Source organism: Pseudomonas sp. SCB32 (assembly GCF_009189165.1).
GTDB lineage: Bacteria > Pseudomonadota > Gammaproteobacteria > Pseudomonadales > Pseudomonadaceae > Pseudomonas.
In genome coordinates, this window is sequence record NZ_CP045118.1 from 3,398,001 (window position 1) to 3,414,502 (window position 16,502).

Annotated in this window: 14 protein-coding genes; 5 read left to right on the forward strand and 9 right to left on the reverse strand. The window is 64.3% G+C overall.

Features of this window, described 5'->3' with window-relative positions:
- Positions 1–91 precede the first annotated feature (91 nt).
- The gene (locus GA645_RS15610) at positions 92–1,105 is read right to left on the reverse strand and encodes a dienelactone hydrolase family protein (RefSeq protein ID WP_152228127.1); all 1,014 of its coding nucleotides are present in this window, start codon (positions 1,103–1,105) and stop codon (positions 92–94) included.
- Positions 1,106–1,305: 200 nt separating this feature from the next.
- Positions 1,306–1,914, reverse strand: coding sequence for an FMN-dependent NADH-azoreductase (locus tag GA645_RS15615; RefSeq protein WP_152223924.1), 609 nt, complete (start codon positions 1,912–1,914; stop codon positions 1,306–1,308).
- A gap of 133 nt (positions 1,915–2,047) precedes the next feature.
- Between GA645_RS15615 and GA645_RS15620 the strand changes: the two genes are divergently transcribed.
- On the forward strand, positions 2,048–2,953 hold the full coding sequence (locus GA645_RS15620; protein ID WP_152223925.1) for a LysR substrate-binding domain-containing protein: 906 nt from the start codon (positions 2,048–2,050) through the stop codon (positions 2,951–2,953).
- On the opposite strand, the gene GA645_RS15625 is transcribed toward GA645_RS15620, so the two are convergent.
- Together GA645_RS15625 and GA645_RS15630 are read right to left on the reverse strand one after the other, a co-directional pair.
- On the reverse strand, positions 2,948–3,658 hold the full coding sequence (locus GA645_RS15625) for a DUF1294 domain-containing protein (protein WP_152223926.1): 711 nt from the start codon (positions 3,656–3,658) through the stop codon (positions 2,948–2,950). The two genes, GA645_RS15620 and GA645_RS15625, sit on opposite strands and share 6 nt — an antisense overlap.
- Positions 3,659–3,669: 11 nt before the next feature.
- Complete coding sequence (locus GA645_RS15630) at positions 3,670–4,500, reverse strand: undecaprenyl-diphosphate phosphatase (protein WP_152223927.1); 831 nt, start codon at positions 4,498–4,500, stop codon at positions 3,670–3,672.
- A gap of 624 nt (positions 4,501–5,124) precedes the next feature.
- Here GA645_RS15630 and GA645_RS15635 point away from each other — a divergent pair.
- The gene (locus GA645_RS15635) at positions 5,125–5,847 is read left to right on the forward strand and encodes a hypothetical protein (protein WP_152223928.1); all 723 of its coding nucleotides are present in this window, start codon (positions 5,125–5,127) and stop codon (positions 5,845–5,847) included.
- 188 nt (positions 5,848–6,035) lie between these two features.
- On the opposite strand, the gene GA645_RS15640 is transcribed toward GA645_RS15635, so the two are convergent.
- Both GA645_RS15640 and GA645_RS15645 read right to left on the reverse strand, forming a co-directional pair.
- Positions 6,036–7,370 (reverse strand): sigma-54 dependent transcriptional regulator, encoded by a 1,335-nt coding sequence (locus GA645_RS15640; protein ID WP_152223929.1) that lies wholly within the window; start codon positions 7,368–7,370, stop codon positions 6,036–6,038.
- A gap of 130 nt (positions 7,371–7,500) precedes the next feature.
- Positions 7,501–8,991, reverse strand: coding sequence for a RimK family protein (locus GA645_RS15645; protein ID WP_152223930.1), 1,491 nt, complete (start codon positions 8,989–8,991; stop codon positions 7,501–7,503).
- A 152-nt stretch (positions 8,992–9,143) separates the two neighbouring features.
- Between GA645_RS15645 and GA645_RS15650 the strand changes: the two genes are divergently transcribed.
- Positions 9,144–10,238 (forward strand): GNAT family N-acetyltransferase/peptidase C39 family protein, encoded by a 1,095-nt coding sequence (locus GA645_RS15650; protein ID WP_152223931.1) that lies wholly within the window; start codon positions 9,144–9,146, stop codon positions 10,236–10,238.
- Positions 10,239–10,388: 150 nt separating this feature from the next.
- Here GA645_RS15650 and GA645_RS15655 read toward each other — a convergent pair whose 3' ends face one another.
- Together GA645_RS15655 and GA645_RS15660 are read right to left on the reverse strand one after the other, a co-directional pair.
- Positions 10,389–10,823 (reverse strand): carboxymuconolactone decarboxylase family protein, encoded by a 435-nt coding sequence (locus GA645_RS15655; RefSeq protein WP_152223932.1) that lies wholly within the window; start codon positions 10,821–10,823, stop codon positions 10,389–10,391.
- Positions 10,824–11,010: 187 nt separating this feature from the next.
- Positions 11,011–11,418 (reverse strand): Lrp/AsnC family transcriptional regulator, encoded by a 408-nt coding sequence (locus GA645_RS15660; RefSeq protein ID WP_256675932.1) that lies wholly within the window; start codon positions 11,416–11,418, stop codon positions 11,011–11,013.
- A 245-nt stretch (positions 11,419–11,663) separates the two neighbouring features.
- On the opposite strand from GA645_RS15660, the gene GA645_RS15665 reads away from it, so the two are divergent.
- Together GA645_RS15665 and GA645_RS15670 are read left to right on the forward strand one after the other, a co-directional pair.
- Positions 11,664–13,346 carry an NAD(P)/FAD-dependent oxidoreductase gene (locus GA645_RS15665; protein ID WP_152223934.1) on the forward strand — a complete coding sequence of 561 codons (1,683 nt, stop codon included), beginning with the start codon at positions 11,664–11,666 and terminating at the stop codon, positions 13,344–13,346.
- 102 nt (positions 13,347–13,448) lie between these two features.
- Positions 13,449–14,237, forward strand: a complete 789-nt coding sequence (locus tag GA645_RS15670; RefSeq protein ID WP_152223935.1) for a carbon-nitrogen hydrolase family protein — start codon at positions 13,449–13,451, stop codon at positions 14,235–14,237.
- 124 nt (positions 14,238–14,361) lie between these two features.
- Here GA645_RS15670 and fusA read toward each other — a convergent pair whose 3' ends face one another.
- Positions 14,362–16,470 (reverse strand): elongation factor G, encoded by a 2,109-nt coding sequence (gene fusA / locus GA645_RS15675; RefSeq protein ID WP_152223936.1) that lies wholly within the window; start codon positions 16,468–16,470, stop codon positions 14,362–14,364.
- Between the last annotated feature and the right edge of the window lie 32 nt (positions 16,471–16,502).

Sequence of the window (16,502 nt, forward strand, 5' to 3'; positions counted from 1 at the left end):
GGCATGGCCCGCTCCTACAGGGGAAATCCCAGGCCTCTATCTTCTTAACGTGACCTGCTTTCGTAAGAGCGGAGCAAAAGCGCAGCGCCTGTCAGCGCCCGGATGTCTGCATCAGCGCACTGCCCAGGCTGACGTCGAAGAACTGCGCCGCCGACGCCGCGAGATCACGGTGGATGGCTTTGCGATCCAGCCCCTGGCTGTCCGTACACAGGTCCGGAGTAGCCTCCAGCTCCTCTTCGGAACAGGGCGACATGAACACGAAGTGCCCCGCGCCATCGAGCACCCGCAGGTCCGGCTGCTGCGGCAGCTTGCGCGCCAGCGCGCCGGCATTCTTCTTCCAGTCCAGGACATGATCCTGGTTGCCGGTATAGAGCAGCACCGGCACTTGCACGTCTTCCAGCTCGCGGGCGCCGTACATCAGACTCAGCGGCGCCAGCAGCAACAAGGCCCCGACGCGGGGGTCGGCCATCGGCACCAGGTCGCTGCGGTCCGCGCGCAGTTTGCCCTGGTCGCTGCAGGCGTCGGCGTCATCCGGATGCTTCTGGCAGTACTTGATCAGCCGATCCAGGCTCGGCTGCGCGCCAGCGAGGATCAGCGCCGTCTCACCGCCCGCGGAGTATCCGATCACACCGATCTTGCGCGGATCGACAATCCGCGCGACCTCAGGGTCGAGCAGCGCCGCACTGATGGTTTCCGAGACCTGCAAGGGTCGGCCGTAGAGGTTGCTCACGGCGCCCAGGCGGCTGTGGTCATGCAGGTTGTCGCCGGGATGCAGCAGCGTCACCACGACGAACCCCTTGCGCACTAGCGCCTCGATCAGGTCACGCTGCGCCAGGGGTGTGCCGTAGTTGCCATGGGACATCACCAGCAGCGGAAAGCGACCGTTGGCAGTCTTGCCTTCATAGGCGACATCAACAATGAAATTGCCCAGGTGCAGCGGTCGCTCCGGGGCGCGCGTTGGATAGAAGGCAATGGCCTTCATCGGTTCCAGGTCCAGCGGATCACTTACCTGCAGGCGATGAAAACCCACGTTCCAGCCCGACACCGCCCAGGCTCCGCTACTGAAGGTAACGAGCAATAGAATCCACAACAGACGCTTCGCCATGGTGCAGTCCGCCCCGATGCGCATCCAGCTCAGGCGCCACGGGCCTCCACCACGCGTCATTTGGGAGCCTTGGGCGCCGCCTGGGAGATTCCTTGCATACTACGCGCCAGCCTGCAGGCGCCGGGAGAAGCGGACGGGCGGCCAACCCCCACAAACAAAAAAGCCCCGCAATGCGGGGCTTTTTCCTGATGCCTATTCGATCAGGCAGCGGCGAACTGGCTCGCGATGCTCGCCTGGGCGCCAGCGATGGCGTTGCGGCGCGGCTCGTCACCGTAGGCCAGACCTTCGGCGCGCACCACTTCGATGTCGGTGATGCCGAGGAAATTCAGCACCAGCTGCAGGTAGTTCTCGTGGGCGACACCGGTCGGCTGGCCGGCATGGATGCCGCCGGCGGTGGAGACGATGATCACTTTCTTGCCACCGGCCAGGCCGACCGGACCGCTTTCGGTGTAGCGGAAGGTCTTGCCGGCGACAGCGATGCGGTCGATCCAGACCTTCAGCTGGCTGGGGACGGAGAAGTTGTACATCGGTGCGCCGATGACGATGGCGTCGGCGGCCAGGAATTCTTCGATGCTGGTTTCACCCAAGGCCGCTTCGTGCTTCTGCGCGGCGTCGCGCATTTCAGCCGGGGTACCGGCGGCGACCAGGCTGGCGGACGACAGGTGGCTGATGGCGTCGGCGGCCAGGTCACGGTAGGTGACTTGAACGCCCGGCTCGGCGGCAACCCAGGCGGCAACCAGTTCGGCGCTGAGCTGACGGGAAGCGGAGTTGTCGCCGAGGATACTGGAATCGATGTGCAGAAGTTTCATGTGTGCGTTCTCCAAACAGGTAAGCCAGGTGGGTGGCGGAGTAATTCGTCGTTGGAGAAAAGACTACGCATGTAGCCAATCATCGATAAGTCAGCAAAAATGTGATGATTCGTCTCACCAGTAGGACAATCCCATGCAGGACCTCAATGATCTCTACTATTTCGCCAAGGTGGTGGAGTCCGGAGGGTTCGCCGCCGCCGGCCGCCTGCTGGGGCTGCCGAAGTCACGCCTGTCGCGGCGCGTGGCTGAGCTGGAAGCGCGCCTGAACGTGCGCCTGCTGCAGCGCACCACGCGCAAACTGGCCCTCACCGACCTGGGCGAGCGCTACTACCGGCACTGCCAGGCGATGCTGGTGGAGGCGGAAATGGCCGATGAAGTGGCCGCCCAGCTCAGCGCGGAGCCACGCGGGCGGGTCCGGTTGACCTGCCCGGTCGCCCTGGCGGAGACCTCGCTGAACGAGATGCTGCCTGGATTCCTGGCGGCCTATCCGCAGGTGAATCTGGAGCTGGTACTGACCAACCGTCGCGTCGACCTGCTCAACGAGGGGGTGGATGTGGCCTTGCGCGTCCGCGCGCCGGGCGATGAGGATCTGTCGCTTATTTCGCGCCGACTGCGCCCGGCGATGGCGGCCCTGGTGGCGGCGCCTGCGCTCCTGCAGGGACGGCAGCTGAGCCACCCGCAGGACCTGGCCAGCCTGCCCATCCTCGGCGCCATCGAGAGCGACCGGAAGGTGCACATGAAACTGCTCGGACCGCAGGGGGAAACCTGCGAATTGGCGCTGGAGGCACGCCTGGCGGTGGAGGACTTCAACCTTCGCAAGAACGTTGCCCTCGCAGGGCTCGGCGTGACCGTGCTGCCGAACTACTACTGCATCGAGGAACTGGCGGATGGGCGCCTGGTGCGCGTGCTGCCGACGTGGCGCGAGCCCGAAGCCAACCTGCAGGCGGTCTACCCGCACCGGCGCGGCGTTCTGCCGGCGGTGCGGGCGTTGCTGGACTATCTGGAAGAAGAGTTCTCGAAGGACGACTCGCCGTTATGAGGCGCCCTGCCCCAATCCCAGCACGACGCCAACCCAACCCAGCAGGCGCCCGCCGCTGAGCCAGTCGATCCAGAACAGCTGGTGCACCAGGACAATCGCCCAGAACACCAGCTGGAACGACAGCTTGCGGGTCTTGTGGCGGAACACCTGCTGGGCAAGCAATGCGCCCGGCCAGCCGCCGAGCAGCTCCAACAGGTGCAGGCTCTGTTCGGGGGTGCGCCACGCGTCCCGCTCGGCGCTGCGCTTGTCCCGCCAGTAGGCGAGGAAGGTCAGTACGCTGAACAGCGGATAGAGCAGCAGGAACCAGGCGAAGTAGCCGTCCTTCAGCCACACCATCGCGCCGCTGACCGGCAGCGCCAGCAGCACGGCCAACAGCAGCAGGGCCCGGCCGATGGAGCGTCGAGGTGGCGTCGGGAAGGCGACTTCCCGACCGCTGCGGGCCCGCTCACGGGTCGCCGCAGCACCCGGCTTGCGGCGGATATCCGGCTGGTCGATGGCCAGGCCAGCGAGTCGCGCGTGCTCCGCGCGGAGCCGGCCCTGCTTGTCTCTTCCCGGGACATAGCACACCGGGTCGCCACTCTGCGGACGGCGGTCGCCGCGAAATGCCGAGATGTGCAGGAAGAGTTCTTCGCCACCGGATTGCGGACGGATGAAGCCGAAGCCCTTGTCATCGTCCCAGCGGCTGATGATGCCGTTCTTTTCCATCGCCTTCGGACTCAGGGTTTGACGCTGCTCCAGTCGATCAAGCCGAACTGCCAGGTCGCCAGAATCAGCAGGCCGAACGCGATACGGTACCAGGCGAACACCGAGTAGCTGTGGCTGGCGATGAACTTCAGCAGGCCGCGCACGGCGATCATGGCGAAGATGAAGGAGGTCACGAAGCCCACGGCGAACACCGGCAGGTCATCGTGCTGGAACAGATGACGGTACTTGTACCCGGAGTAGACCGCCGCCCCCACCATGGTCGGCATCGCCAGGAAGAAGGAAAACTCGGTGGCGGCCTTGCGCGACATGCCGAACAGCAGGCCGCCGATGATGGTGGCCCCCGACCGCGAGGTGCCGGGCACCAATGCCAGGCACTGGGCACAGCCGACCTTGAGGGCATCCTTCCAGGTCATGTCGTCCACCGTCTCGGCACGGACAGTGTGCTCACGCCCCTCGGCCCAGAGGATCACCACGCCACCGATGACCAGTGCCACGGCGACGGTAATGGGGTTGAACAGGTAGTGATGGATCTTGTCGGCGAAGGCCACACCCAGTACCACGGCCGGCGCGAAGGCGATCAGCAGGTTGACGGTGAAGCGCTGGGCCCGCGCCTGGGTGGGCAGGCCGACGACGATGTCGAGGATCTTGCGGCGGAATTCCCACATTACCGCCAGGATGGCCGCCAGCTGGATGATGATGTTGAACGCCTCGGCGCGTTCACCGCCAAAGCCGATGACGTCCGCCACGATGATCTGGTGGCCGGTGCTGGAGACTGGCAGGAACTCCGTGAGCCCCTCGACCACCCCGAGAACGAATGCCTGGAAGGCACTCCACAAATCCATATCGCTTCCCCCGCGCGGCTCGATGGCTCGCCTTTTCTAATGATGTGTTCCGGCTGGGCCGGCCAACGAGGCCAGGACACAGGGTCCTGAACCTCGACAAGGCGTCGGCATGCTAAAGCATTGGCCACTGCTTACTACGTATTTAACGAAAAATTCTCATCCAGCCGGTACCTCCGATGGCCCCGGCCGCGACAGTCTATCGGTCGCGTGAAGCAGACCACCGAAGGGAGATGGCGTTCGCCAGGCGGTGAAAAATGCCCGCACGGAGTGATGCAATGACACACACCCGCCGGAAAGCCCATGGCCAGAGCCAGTTGTTAAATCCTTGAAACAGCTCGATCCCGCGCAAGGCCCGGCGAGCCGGGAAATACCAACCCAGGTCCGGCGAGGTGTTTCATCCACGAAACAGTAACTGATTCATCCTTGATCCAGGCCCGATTCCAGAGCCTTCGCCTGGATTTCCCCACGGCGCCACTGTAATGCCGATGCAACAGCTGCCCCACTACAGCGTCGACCGGACTCTCCAAGTCACTGATTCTGCAAGACAACGTAATTCCGGCACAGCAACTGCTTCCGCTCTGCATCGCTGGTACCAGCTCGGTGCATCACGTAGGAGCTACGGGCATGCCGGAGAGTATTGCAAGGACAATCGCCACCTGCTCGGCCCTGGTCGCAGTCTTTTGCGCCGCGCTTGCGCTACTGCCGTGGGCGGTGGCTCAGGGCGCCCAGGAGTCTGCGCTTCTCGACGGTGCCGGCCACGACGTCCATGGCAACCTCTCCAACGGCGCCGGGAACCCACGGGTAGCTGACGACGGTGAGCAACAGGTCTCCGAAACACTCGGCAGCGATTCGACCGCCGCCTTCAGGAGCCTGGCGAACTCATCGCAACGCACGACCAGCAACTTCCGCATCGACATGACTGCGGCCATCGATCACTCACAGAAAAACAGCAAGGCGGCAACCAGTCCCTACGGTCAGCACGCCAACTCCGCTGGCAGCGCAATGCGGCCCAGCCCTGGCAACATCACCGTCAAAGACGCCACCCTCCAGACCGGATCTGCATCAGCCGGCATGACCTTCGCTAATGACGGTTGCTACTCGGGTATCTCCGAGCACAATGGCGATACCTATCCCAATACCTGGAGCAACATGCTATGCCCCGGGGGCAACGAAACCGGCAATGCGGACAGCCGGGCCCTATACGCTCAGGGCCACCAGAACGGCTCCGCCACCGACAACGCAAGCGTCCATATGGCAGCCAGTGGTGGCCCCCCGCACCGCCACTCGCTGCCCATCGACGCCGGCTGCCCAGCCCGCGTTTCCGCCGGCAAGTCTCTCTTCAGCTAAACACGAAGGCCCCGTTTCCGGGGCCTTCGCCTTGTTCTCGTGAATCGCAAGCTCGCCATCCTGATGCCAGCCCTTGCAGGAGCGGGCCATGCCCGCGATCGCACGCTTGGCGTGCTCCTGCAGTGGAGCCTGTGCGTGGGAACATCCGCGATTGACTCGGCATGGAGCATCGCGGACAAAGTCCGGACCTATCGCAACTGATGCTTGTGCAGCAGCCGGTAGAACGTCGGCCGCGAAATCCCCAGCATCCGCGCCGCCACGCTAAGGTTGTCGCCGTGTCGCGCCAGGGCATCGCACATCGCCTGGCGCTCGGCGCCGAGCTTGTATTCCTCCAGGGTCACCAGCGGCTGGTGCGTGGGCTTGCCCTTCTGCCGCTCCAGACCCAGGTCGCGTGCTTCGATCTGCCGCCCCTCGGCCAGCACCAGTCCCCGGCGCACCCGATTGGCCAATTCGCGGACGTTGCCAGGCCAGTTGTGCTCCGCCATCGCCGCCAGGGCATCGTCGGAAAAACGCCGTGGCCGGCGGCCGGTCTCAACGCTGTAGAGGTGGGCGAAGTGATTGGCCAGCAGCGCCATGTCGCCATTGCGGTCGCGCAGCGGCGAGGTCGAGACCTGCAGGACGTTGAGGCGGTAGTACAGGTCCTCACGGAAGGTTCCCGCGCGAATCGCCGCCTCCAGATCGATATGGGTGGCCGCCAGCACCCGCACGTCGACATCGATCGGCTGACTGCCACCGACCCTCTCGAATTGCTTCTCCTGCAACACGCGCAACAGGTTGGCCTGCAGCTCCAACGGCAGATCGCCTACCTCGTCGAGGAACAGCGTGCCGCCATTGGCCTGCTCGAAGCGACCAATCTTGCGCTGGTGCGCGCCGGTGAACGCGCCCTTCTCGTGACCGAACAGCTCCGACTGGATCAGGTTTTCCGGGATCGAGCCGCAATTGATCGCCACGAACGGACGCACCGAGCGCCGCGATAGCCGGTGCAGCGTGCGCGCCACCAGTTCCTTGCCGGTGCCGCTCTCGCCACGTATCAGCACGGGGGATTCGGTCGGCGCGAACTTCGCCAGCAGTTTGCGCAGCTCGCGAACCTCGCGGCTCTCGCCCAGCAGCTCGTGCTGCCCTTCCTCGCTATGCACGCTGCCGCGCCCACGCAGGCGCGCCATGCCGAAGGCGCGCCCCAGGGTGACCTGCACCCGCGCCACGTCGAACGGCAAGGTGTGGAAGTCGAAGAACCACTCGCTGACGAAATCGCCGACCTCATGGATCGGCAATATGTCGGGACTCAGCACCGCGATCCATTCAGTGCCGCTGCGACTGATGAGCTCCTTGATCGACTCGGGACGATCCAGGTGCTCGGGCTGCAAGCGCAACAGACCGACGTCGCAGCTGCGCTCGCCGGCCAAATCCAGCCCGCAACTGTCCACCTCCCATCCAGCCGCCCGGAGTCCGGGTAATAGCCGCCGACAGTCATCGCAAGGATCAACTACCAGCAAGCGTCGAAGATTCGATGCCGCCTCAAGCATGCTCCCTTCCTTGGCGCCATTTTTTTGAAAAACTTTAAAAAACAGTCGTTTGGCGCTCCAATTTGTAACGCTAGCAATATATTGACGGCTCCATCGACCGTTTTTCTATAAGGTCAATGCCGAATCGGTCTCACCAGCCAAGCCCGCGCCGCTTGACTTCGAGACGGCGCACGAACTCCTCCAGCACCAGCTTGTAAAGTTCGTCGCCGAGGTACACATCCTCCACGCCGCAGTCGATATTCGGGTTGTCATTCACCTCGATCACCACCACCCGATCCCCGGACTGCTTCAGGTCCACCCCGTACAAGCCATTGCCGATCAGATTGGCGGTCTTCACCGCCAGCTCCACCACCTTGCGCGGTGCCTCGTGGACCGCCATGGTGCGGAAATCTCCACTGAGCTCTTCGGCCTCGGGGCTGTGGTCGTAGATCTGCCAATGGCCCTTGGACATGAAGTACTGGCAGGCGAAGATCGGTTTCTGGTTGAGCACGCCGATGCGCCAGTCGTACTCGGTATAGAAGAACTCCTGGGCCAACAGCAGCACCGAGCGCTCGAACAGCTCGGCGCTGGCGCTGAGCAGCTCCTCCTGGTTCGACACCTTGATCACCCCACGGGAGAAGCTGCCGTCGGGAATCTTCAACACCAGCGGGAAGCCCAGCCGCTCTCCAACCTTCTCCAGCTCCTGCGGGTTGTCCTTGTAGAGAATCTCGGTGGCCGGCATGCCCAGCTTGTGGCTGCGCAGCAGGTCCGCCAGGTAGACCTTGTTGGTGCAGCGCAGGATCGACACTGGGTCGTCCATCACCACCATGCCCTCGCTCTCGGCCTTCTTGGCGAAGCGGTAGGTGTGGTCGCTGACGCTGGTGGTCTCGCGGATCAGCAGCGCGTCGTATTCGGCCAGCCGCGAGTAGTCCTTCTTCTCGATCAGCTCGACGTCAATGCCGAGGCTGCGGCCGACGCGGATGAAGTTCTTCAGCGCCTTGGCGTCCGACGGCGGGAAGGCCTCTTCCGGATCGTGGAGGATCGCCAGGTCGTAGCGGTACTGCTTGCGCGAGCGCGGCTTGCGCCAGATCTGCCGGCTGAAGCTGTCCAGCGCATTGGCGAACAGGTCTTCCTGATCCTCGCGCAGCTTATGGATGTTGCCTGGCTTTACACCCTCGATGTGCCAGCCGCGGGTCTTGCGGAACTCCACCAGCAGAATCGGACAGGGAAACACCTCGAACAGCTGGCGCGCCAGGTCCTGCAGCGGCTCCATGTCGGTGCGACCGAAGTACAGGGTCAGGGTGAAACCGTCGGTATTGCCGTAGGGATGGTCGGCCAGCGCCTTGTCGAGGGTCTTCTCCAGGTCTTCCAGGGCCAGGCTGTAGAGGGATTTCTTCGCCAGCTCGCTGATGCTGCGTACCGACGGAATCACCTTGTGCCCGCGTGCCTCGGCCAACAGCGAGCAGTAATAACCGTGGCCCAGGTATTTGTAGTTGCGGCACAAGTTGATCACCTGCACACGCTTACCGTTGTCGTCATCGATGGGCATCTCCAGGTATTCCTGGGCGCTGACCACATCTTCACTGGGGTAGTAGGACGCCCAGTCTTCCTTGCGTTCGACGATGATGAACAACTTGCTCACGACACCTCCAGGGCGCAGGGGATAGCGCTTGCCGCGCTTTGAGTCAGGGACAATACTCCGCTGAATGCTGCTTCGACCGCGTGGCAGGGCAGTACGTTCGCGCCCTTCACCCAACCAACGTGCTCCATTCAGGTTAACGAATCCTTACCGGTATGAACCTGCACCTTCGCGCCGCCACCGCTGATGATCTGAACGCCCTGGTCGAGCTGGAAAACCGCTGCTTCGACTATGACCGCCTGTCGCGGCGCAACTTCCAGTGGATGATCACCCGGGCCCACGCCTCGCTGATCGTCGCCGAAGCCGACCGCAGCCTGCTGGGCTACGCCCTGGTGCTGTTCCACCAGGGCACCTCCCTGGCCCGTCTGTACTCCATCGCCCTCGACGAGCGCGCGCGCGGCATTGGCCTGGGGCAGAAACTGCTGGACCGTGCCGAGGCGGAAGCGATCGAAAACGACTGCGCCTACATGCGCCTGGAAGTCCGTCCGGACAATCGCGGCGCCATCATCCTCTACCAGCGCAACGGCTACCGTCCCTTCGCCACGGTGCGCGACTACTACGAGGACCACAGCGAAGCGCTCCGCTTCGAGAAACGCATCCGCCAGATCAGCGGCCACGCACCACGGCACGTGCCCTTCTACCGCCAGACCACCGAGTTCACCTGCGGTCCGTCCTGCCTGCTGATGGCCATGGGCGCACTGGAGCACGAAAGGGTTCTGGAGCGCCGCGAGGAGCTGCGCCTGTGGCGCGAAGCCACCACTATCTATATGACCGCCGGCCACGGCGGCTGCAGCCCGCAGGGCCTGGCCCTGGCCGCCTGGCGCCGGGGTTTTCGCGTGCAGCTGCAATTGTCGGAGGACGGCCCGCTGTTCCTCGACGGTGTACGCAGCGAAGAAAAGCGCGAGGTGATGCGCCTGGTGCATGACGACTTCACCCGCGAACTGGCGCAGAGCAACGTGGAGCAACTGCTGGTCAGTCAGCTGGACATCGACACCGCGCTGGAAGCCGGCGGCCAGCCACTGGTGCTGATCAGCAGCTACCGCCTGACCCGATCCAAGGCGCCGCACTGGGTGGTGGTCACCGACTGCGACGAGGACTTCGTCTACCTGCACGACCCCGACGTCGATCACAGCCAGCACCGCGAGCCACTGGACTGTCAGCATATTCCGGTGAGCCACGGAGAATTCGAGCAGATGAGCCGCTTTGGCCGCAGCAAGTTGCGGGCGGCGGTGGTGCTCTACAAGCGCTGAACGACAAAAATCGCGGGCATGGCCCGCTCCTACAGGGAAGCACCACGCCCCAGGCGACTGTAGGAGCGGGCCATGCCCGCGATAAGCGACCGGAGGACGCTCCAAATACGAAAAAGGCGCCCGCAGGCGCCCTCTTCCATCAGTCCCGATTCAAGGCACCAGCGCCATGCCCACACCAAAGCGGTTCCACGCATTGATCGTGGCAATCGCCAGGGTCAGGTTGACGACTTCCACCTCGCTGAAATGCTCGCGCAGGGCGTCGAACTGGTCCTGCGGCGCGTGTTTCTCGGCCAGCAGGGTCAGGCTTTCTGTCCAGGCCAGCGCGGCGCGCTCGCGCTCGGTGAAGAAGCGCGTTTCACGCCAGGCGCTCAGGGTCTGCAGGCGCGCCTCGGTCTCGCCGGCCTTGCGCGCGTCATTGGCGTGCATGTTCATGCAATAGGCACAGCCGTTGAGCTGCGAGGCGCGCAGGCGCACCAGTTCCAGCAGCGGGAGCTCCAGGCCGGATTTTTCCAGTGCCTGCTCCAGGCCGAGCATGGCCTTGTAGGCATCGGGGGACTTCTTCGGCCATTCGATACGTGCACTCATGATCTTCTCCAGTGGGTCCGCGGGATTGCGGGAATGGCGCTACGTTACCGCTGCGGGGCGCCGCTTCGAATAGCCAATTCCCGGCAATACCGGCAGACCAATGGGACCAATCGCCCGGCAGGCCTTGTAGAAGCGCGCCATGCGCGCGATTCGCGGGCATGGCGCGCTTCTACGGCAGGGCACAGATTCAGCGATCGATCCGCGTCGACAGGATGATCGACGACATGGTCCGCTCCACCCCGTCCAGCGCGCCAATGCGGTCAAGCACCGCATCCAGGTCGCGGATCGACAGCGCCTCGACGATCACGATCATGTCGAAGTTGCCGCTCACCGAATGCAGCGTCCTCACCTCAGCGATCTTCTCCAGCGCCTGCACCACCTGGTGTGACAGCTTCGGCAGCGCCGTGACCAGCACATGGGCACGCACCAGGGACTGCGCATAGCTGTCCGACACCTTGATCGAATAGCCGCTGATGATGCCCTGCTGCTCCAGCCGCTCGATCCGGCTCTGCACCGTGGAACGCGACACACCCAGTTTGCGCGCCAGCTCGGAAATCGACTCGCGGGCGTTGGCGCGCAGTAGGTTGAGCAGCATGGAATCGGAGTTTTTCGTGCTTTTGTTCATTTCATCTATCAATCTGTATAAAAGCTCTTAAGCATTTTGCAGATTCACGGATTCATTTCAACGACCCCCTTTGTAATAGTTAGCGCCAAGGCGAGCCCTCACAGCTCGCCATTTCTTTGCCCGCGCACCATCCATCGACTGGTCCCTGCGGGCCGCGATAAGCCTTGCCAAGCTGGTTGATCAAAACCGGCACGCCGAACAAAAGGGAGCCTCCAATGCACAAGAACCGCCACCCCCACACCCCCGGCAAGAAACCGGTAACCATCTTCGGTCCGGACTTCCCCTTCGCCTTCGACGACTGGATCGAACACCCCGCCGGCCTGGGCAGCATCCCCGCCGACAAGCATGGCCAGGAAGTGGCCATCGTTGGCGCCGGCATCTCCGGCCTGGTGGCGGCCTACGAGCTGATGAAGATGGGCCTCAAGCCCGTGGTCTATGAGGCCTCGAAGATGGGCGGTCGCCTGCGCTCGGAGACCTTCGAAGGCGCCGACGGCATCATCGCCGAGCTGGGCGGCATGCGCTTCCCGGTGTCGAGCACCGCCTTCTACCACTACGTCGACAAGCTCGGCCTGGAAACCAAACCCTTCCCCAACCCGCTGACGCCCGCCTCCGGCAGCACCGTGGTGGACCTCGAAGGCACCAGCCACTACGCCGAGAAGATGGCAGACCTGCCGGAAATCTTCCGCGAAGTGGCCCAGGCCTGGGCCGACGCCCTGGAAGACGGCGCACGCTTCTCCGAAATCCAGGACGCCATCCGCGAGCGCGACACCGTCAAGCTCAAGGCCCTGTGGGACGAGTTGGTGCCCAAGTGGGACGACCGCACCTTCTACGACTTCGTTGCCACCTCCAAGGCCTTCTCCCGCCTCTCCTACCGCCACCGTGAAATCTTCGGCCAGGTCGGTTTCGGCACCGGCGGCTGGGACTCCGACTTCCCCAACTCCATGCTGGAAATCTTCCGCGTGGTGATGACCAACTGCGACGACCACCAGCACCTCGTTGTCGGCGGCGTCGAGCAGGTGCCGCGCGGCATCTGGAGCCACGTGCCGGAACAATGCGCGCACTGGCCGGCCGGCACTTCCCTCGCCACGCTGCACAATGGCGCACCGCGTCCGGGCGTGAAGAAGATCGCCCGCGCCGCCGACGGCACCTTTGCCGTCACCGACTACTGGGGCGATACCCGCCACTACGCCGCCGTTCTGGCGACCTGCCAGACCTGGCTGCTGACCACCCAGATCGAGTGCGAAGAAGCGCTGTTCTCGCAGAAGATGTGGATGGCCCTGGACCGTACCCGCTACATGCAGTCGTCGAAGACCTTCGTGATGGTCGACCGCCCGTTCTGGAAGGACAAGGATCCGGAAACCGGCCGCGACGTGATGAGCATGACCCTCACCGACCGCCTCACCCGCGGCACTTACCTGTTCGATAACGGCGACGACAAGCCGGGCGTGATCTGCCTGTCCTACTCCTGGATGAGCGACGCCATGAAGATGCTGCCGCACCCGGTGGAGAAGCGCGTGCAACTGGCCCTGGACGCGCTGAAGAAGGTCTACCCGAAGGTCGACATCGCCAGCCACGTCATCGGCAACCCCATCACCGTCTCCTGGGAAGCCGACCCGCACTTCCTCGGCGCCTTCAAGGGCGCGCTGCCGGGTCACTACCGCTACAACCAGCGCATGTACGCGCACTTCATGCAGGACGACATGCCGGCCGAACAGCGCGGCATCTTCATCGCCGGTGACGACGTGTCCTGGACCCCGGCCTGGGTGGAAGGCGCGGTGCAGACCTCGCTCAACGCCGTGTGGGGCATCATGAAGCACTTCGGCGGCGCCACCCATCCGCAGAACCCCGGCCCGGGCGACCGCTTCGCCGAACTCGGCCCGATGGAGCTGCCTGACTGAGCCCCCGGCTTCCAAAGACGGTTACCCAAGCCTGACTCGCGCGGGATCGGAAGAAAGCGCACACTTTCCCGATCCCGCCTGCGCTCATTCGAGGAGATCACCATGTACCTGGCCCTATACCAGTGCCCACCCGGCCCCGACGACGTCGCCGGCAACCTGCGCCGCCTCGAGCAGGCCGCCCGGCAGGCGGTGCAGAGCGGCGCGGATCTGCTGGTCCTGCCGGAAATGTTCCTCAGCGGCTACAACATCGGCGCCAAACGCGTTGCCGAACTGGCTGAAGCCAGCGACGGCCCCTCGGCGGCACGCATCGCCGAAGTCGCCCGCCAGCACAGGATCGGCATTCTCTACGGCTACCCGGAGCGTGATGCCGGCGGCGCCATCTTCAACAGCGTGCAGCTGATCGACCGCCAGGGCGAACGGCGCGCCAACTACCGCAAGACCCATCTCTACGGCGACCTCGACCGCACCCAGTTCAGCGCCTCCGACACGCCGCCGGCGATCTTCGAGCTGGACGGCTGGAAGATCGGCCTGCTGATCTGCTTCGACGTCGAATTCCCCGAGGCCGTGCGCACCCTGGCACTGGCCGGCGCCGACCTGGTGCTGGTACCCACCGCCAACATGCGCCCCTACGAGTTCGTCGCCCAGGTGCTGGTGCCCACCCGCGCCTACGAGAACCAGGTGTTCCTCGCCTACGCCAACTACGCGGGCCCTGAAGGCGAACTGGAGTACTGCGGCCTGAGCTGCATCGTCGCGCCGGATGGCCAGGTGATGACCCAGGCCAAGCACGGCGAGGAACTGCTGGTGGCCGAGCTGGACCCGCAACGCATCGCCCTGGCGCGCGAAGGCTACAGCTACGTGCACCTGCGCCGGCCGGTGCTGTACCGGTCGTAAGCGATCAGCGCATTCGCACCCGGAAAAGTATCGCGGGCATGGCCCGCGATCAGATTCAGCCCCGCCTGAAGCCCCCCACAATGAACAACGGCGCCCGCAGGCGCCGTTGTTCATTCAGCCACGATCACCCATTGGCCTTCTTGATGATTGCCTCGGCGATATTCGCCGGCGCCTCGGCGTACTTGGTGAACTCCATCGAGTAGCTCGCCCGCCCCTGGGACATCGACCGCACGTCCGTGGCATAGCCGAACATCTCGCCCAGCGGCACCTCGGCGCGGATCACCTTGCCCGCAGGGGTGTCTTCCATGCCCTGGATCAGGCCGCGCCGGCGGTTGAGGTCGCCCATCACATCGCCCATGTATTCCTCCGGCGTCACCACCTCGACCTTCATCACCGGCTCCAGCAGCACCGCGCCGCCCTTCTGCGAGAGCTGCTTGGTGGCCATGGAGGCGGCGATCTTGAACGCCATCTCGCTGGAGTCCACGTCGTGGTAGGAGCCGTCGAACACCGAGGCTTTCAGGCCGATCAGCGGGTAGCCGGCGAGCACGCCGTTCTGCATCTGCTCCTCGATACCCTTCTGGATCGCCGGGATGAACTCGCGGGGGATCACGCCGCCCACCACTTCATTGACGAACTCCAGGCCATCCTTGCCTGCCTCGCCCGGTTCGAAGCGAATCCAGCAGTGACCGAACTGGCCGCGACCGCCGGACTGGCGGACGAACTTGCCCTCGATCTCGCACTTCCTGCGGATCGCCTCGCGGTAGGCCACCTGCGGCTTGCCGATGTTGGCCTCGACGTTGAACTCGCGGCGCATGCGGTCGACGATGATGTCCAGGTGCAGCTCGCCCATCCCGGAGATGATGGTCTGCCCGGTCTCCTCGTCGGTCTTCACACGGAATGACGGGTCTTCCTGGGCCAGCTTGGACAGGGCGATACCCATCTTCTCCTGGTCGGCCTTGGTCTTGGGCTCCACGGCCACCGAGATCACCGGGTCCGGGAAGTCCATGCGCTCGAGGATGATCGGCTTGTCGATGGCGCACAGGGTGTCGCCGGTGGTGACGTCCTTCATGCCGATCAGCGCGGCGATGTCACCGGCACGGCATTCCTTGATCTCCTCGCGCTGGTTGGCGTGCATCTGCACCATCCGCCCGACGCGCTCCTTCTTGCCCTTCACCGAGTTGAGCACGGCGTCGCCGCTGGAGAGCACGCCGGAATAGACGCGGGTGAACGTAAGGGTGCCGACGAAGGGGTCGGTGGCGATCTTGAAGGCCAGTGACGAGAACGGCTCGCTGTCGTCAGCGTGGCGCTCGTCGTGCTTCTCCTCGTCGTCCGGGTGGGTGCCCTTGATCGCCGGGATTTCCGACGGCGCCGGCAGGTAATCGATCACCGCATCGAGCACCAGCGGCACGCCCTTGTTCTTGAACGAGGAGCCCAGCACCGCCGGGACGATCTCGTTGGCCAGGGTGCGTTGGCGCAGGCCGGCCTTGATCTCCTCGACGCTCAGCTCCTCGCCTTCGAGGTACTTGTTCATCAGCTCCTCGTTGGCCTCGGCGGCGGCTTCGATCATGTGCGCGCGCCACTCTTCGGCCAGGGCCTGGAGTTCGGCGGGAATCGGTTCCTCGATGTAGCTGGTGCCCTGGTCGGCGTCGTTCCAGACGATGGCCTTCATCTTCACCAGGTCGATCTGCCCGGCGAAGGTTTCCTCGGAGCCAATGGCCAGCTGGATCGGCACCGGGTTGTGCCCCAGGCGTTGCTGGATCTGCTTGACCACCCGCAGGAAGTCGGCGCCCTGGCGGTCCATCTTGTTCACGTAGGCCAGGCGCGGCACGTGGTACTTGTTGGCCTGCCGCCAGACCGTCTCGGACTGCGGCTCGACACCGTCGGCGCCGCTGAACACCACCACCGCGCCATCGAGCACACGCAGGGAGCGCTCCACCTCGATGGTGAAGTCGACGTGACCGGGGGTGTCGATGATGTTGAAGCGGAACTTGTGGCCGTACTGCTTGGCGGAACCCTGCCAGAAGGCCGTGGTCGCCGCCGAGGTGATGGTGATGCCGCGCTCCTGCTCCTGCACCATCCAGTCCATGGTCGCCGCGCCGTCGTGTACCTCACCCATCTTGTGGTTCACCCCGGTGTAAAACAGGATGCGCTCGGTGGTGGTGGTCTTGCCGGCGTCGACGTGGGCGACGATGCCGATATTGCGGTAAAGCTCGATGGGCGTGGTGCGAGCCATGGCGTGCTCCGTATCTACTGGTTGACTGCCGG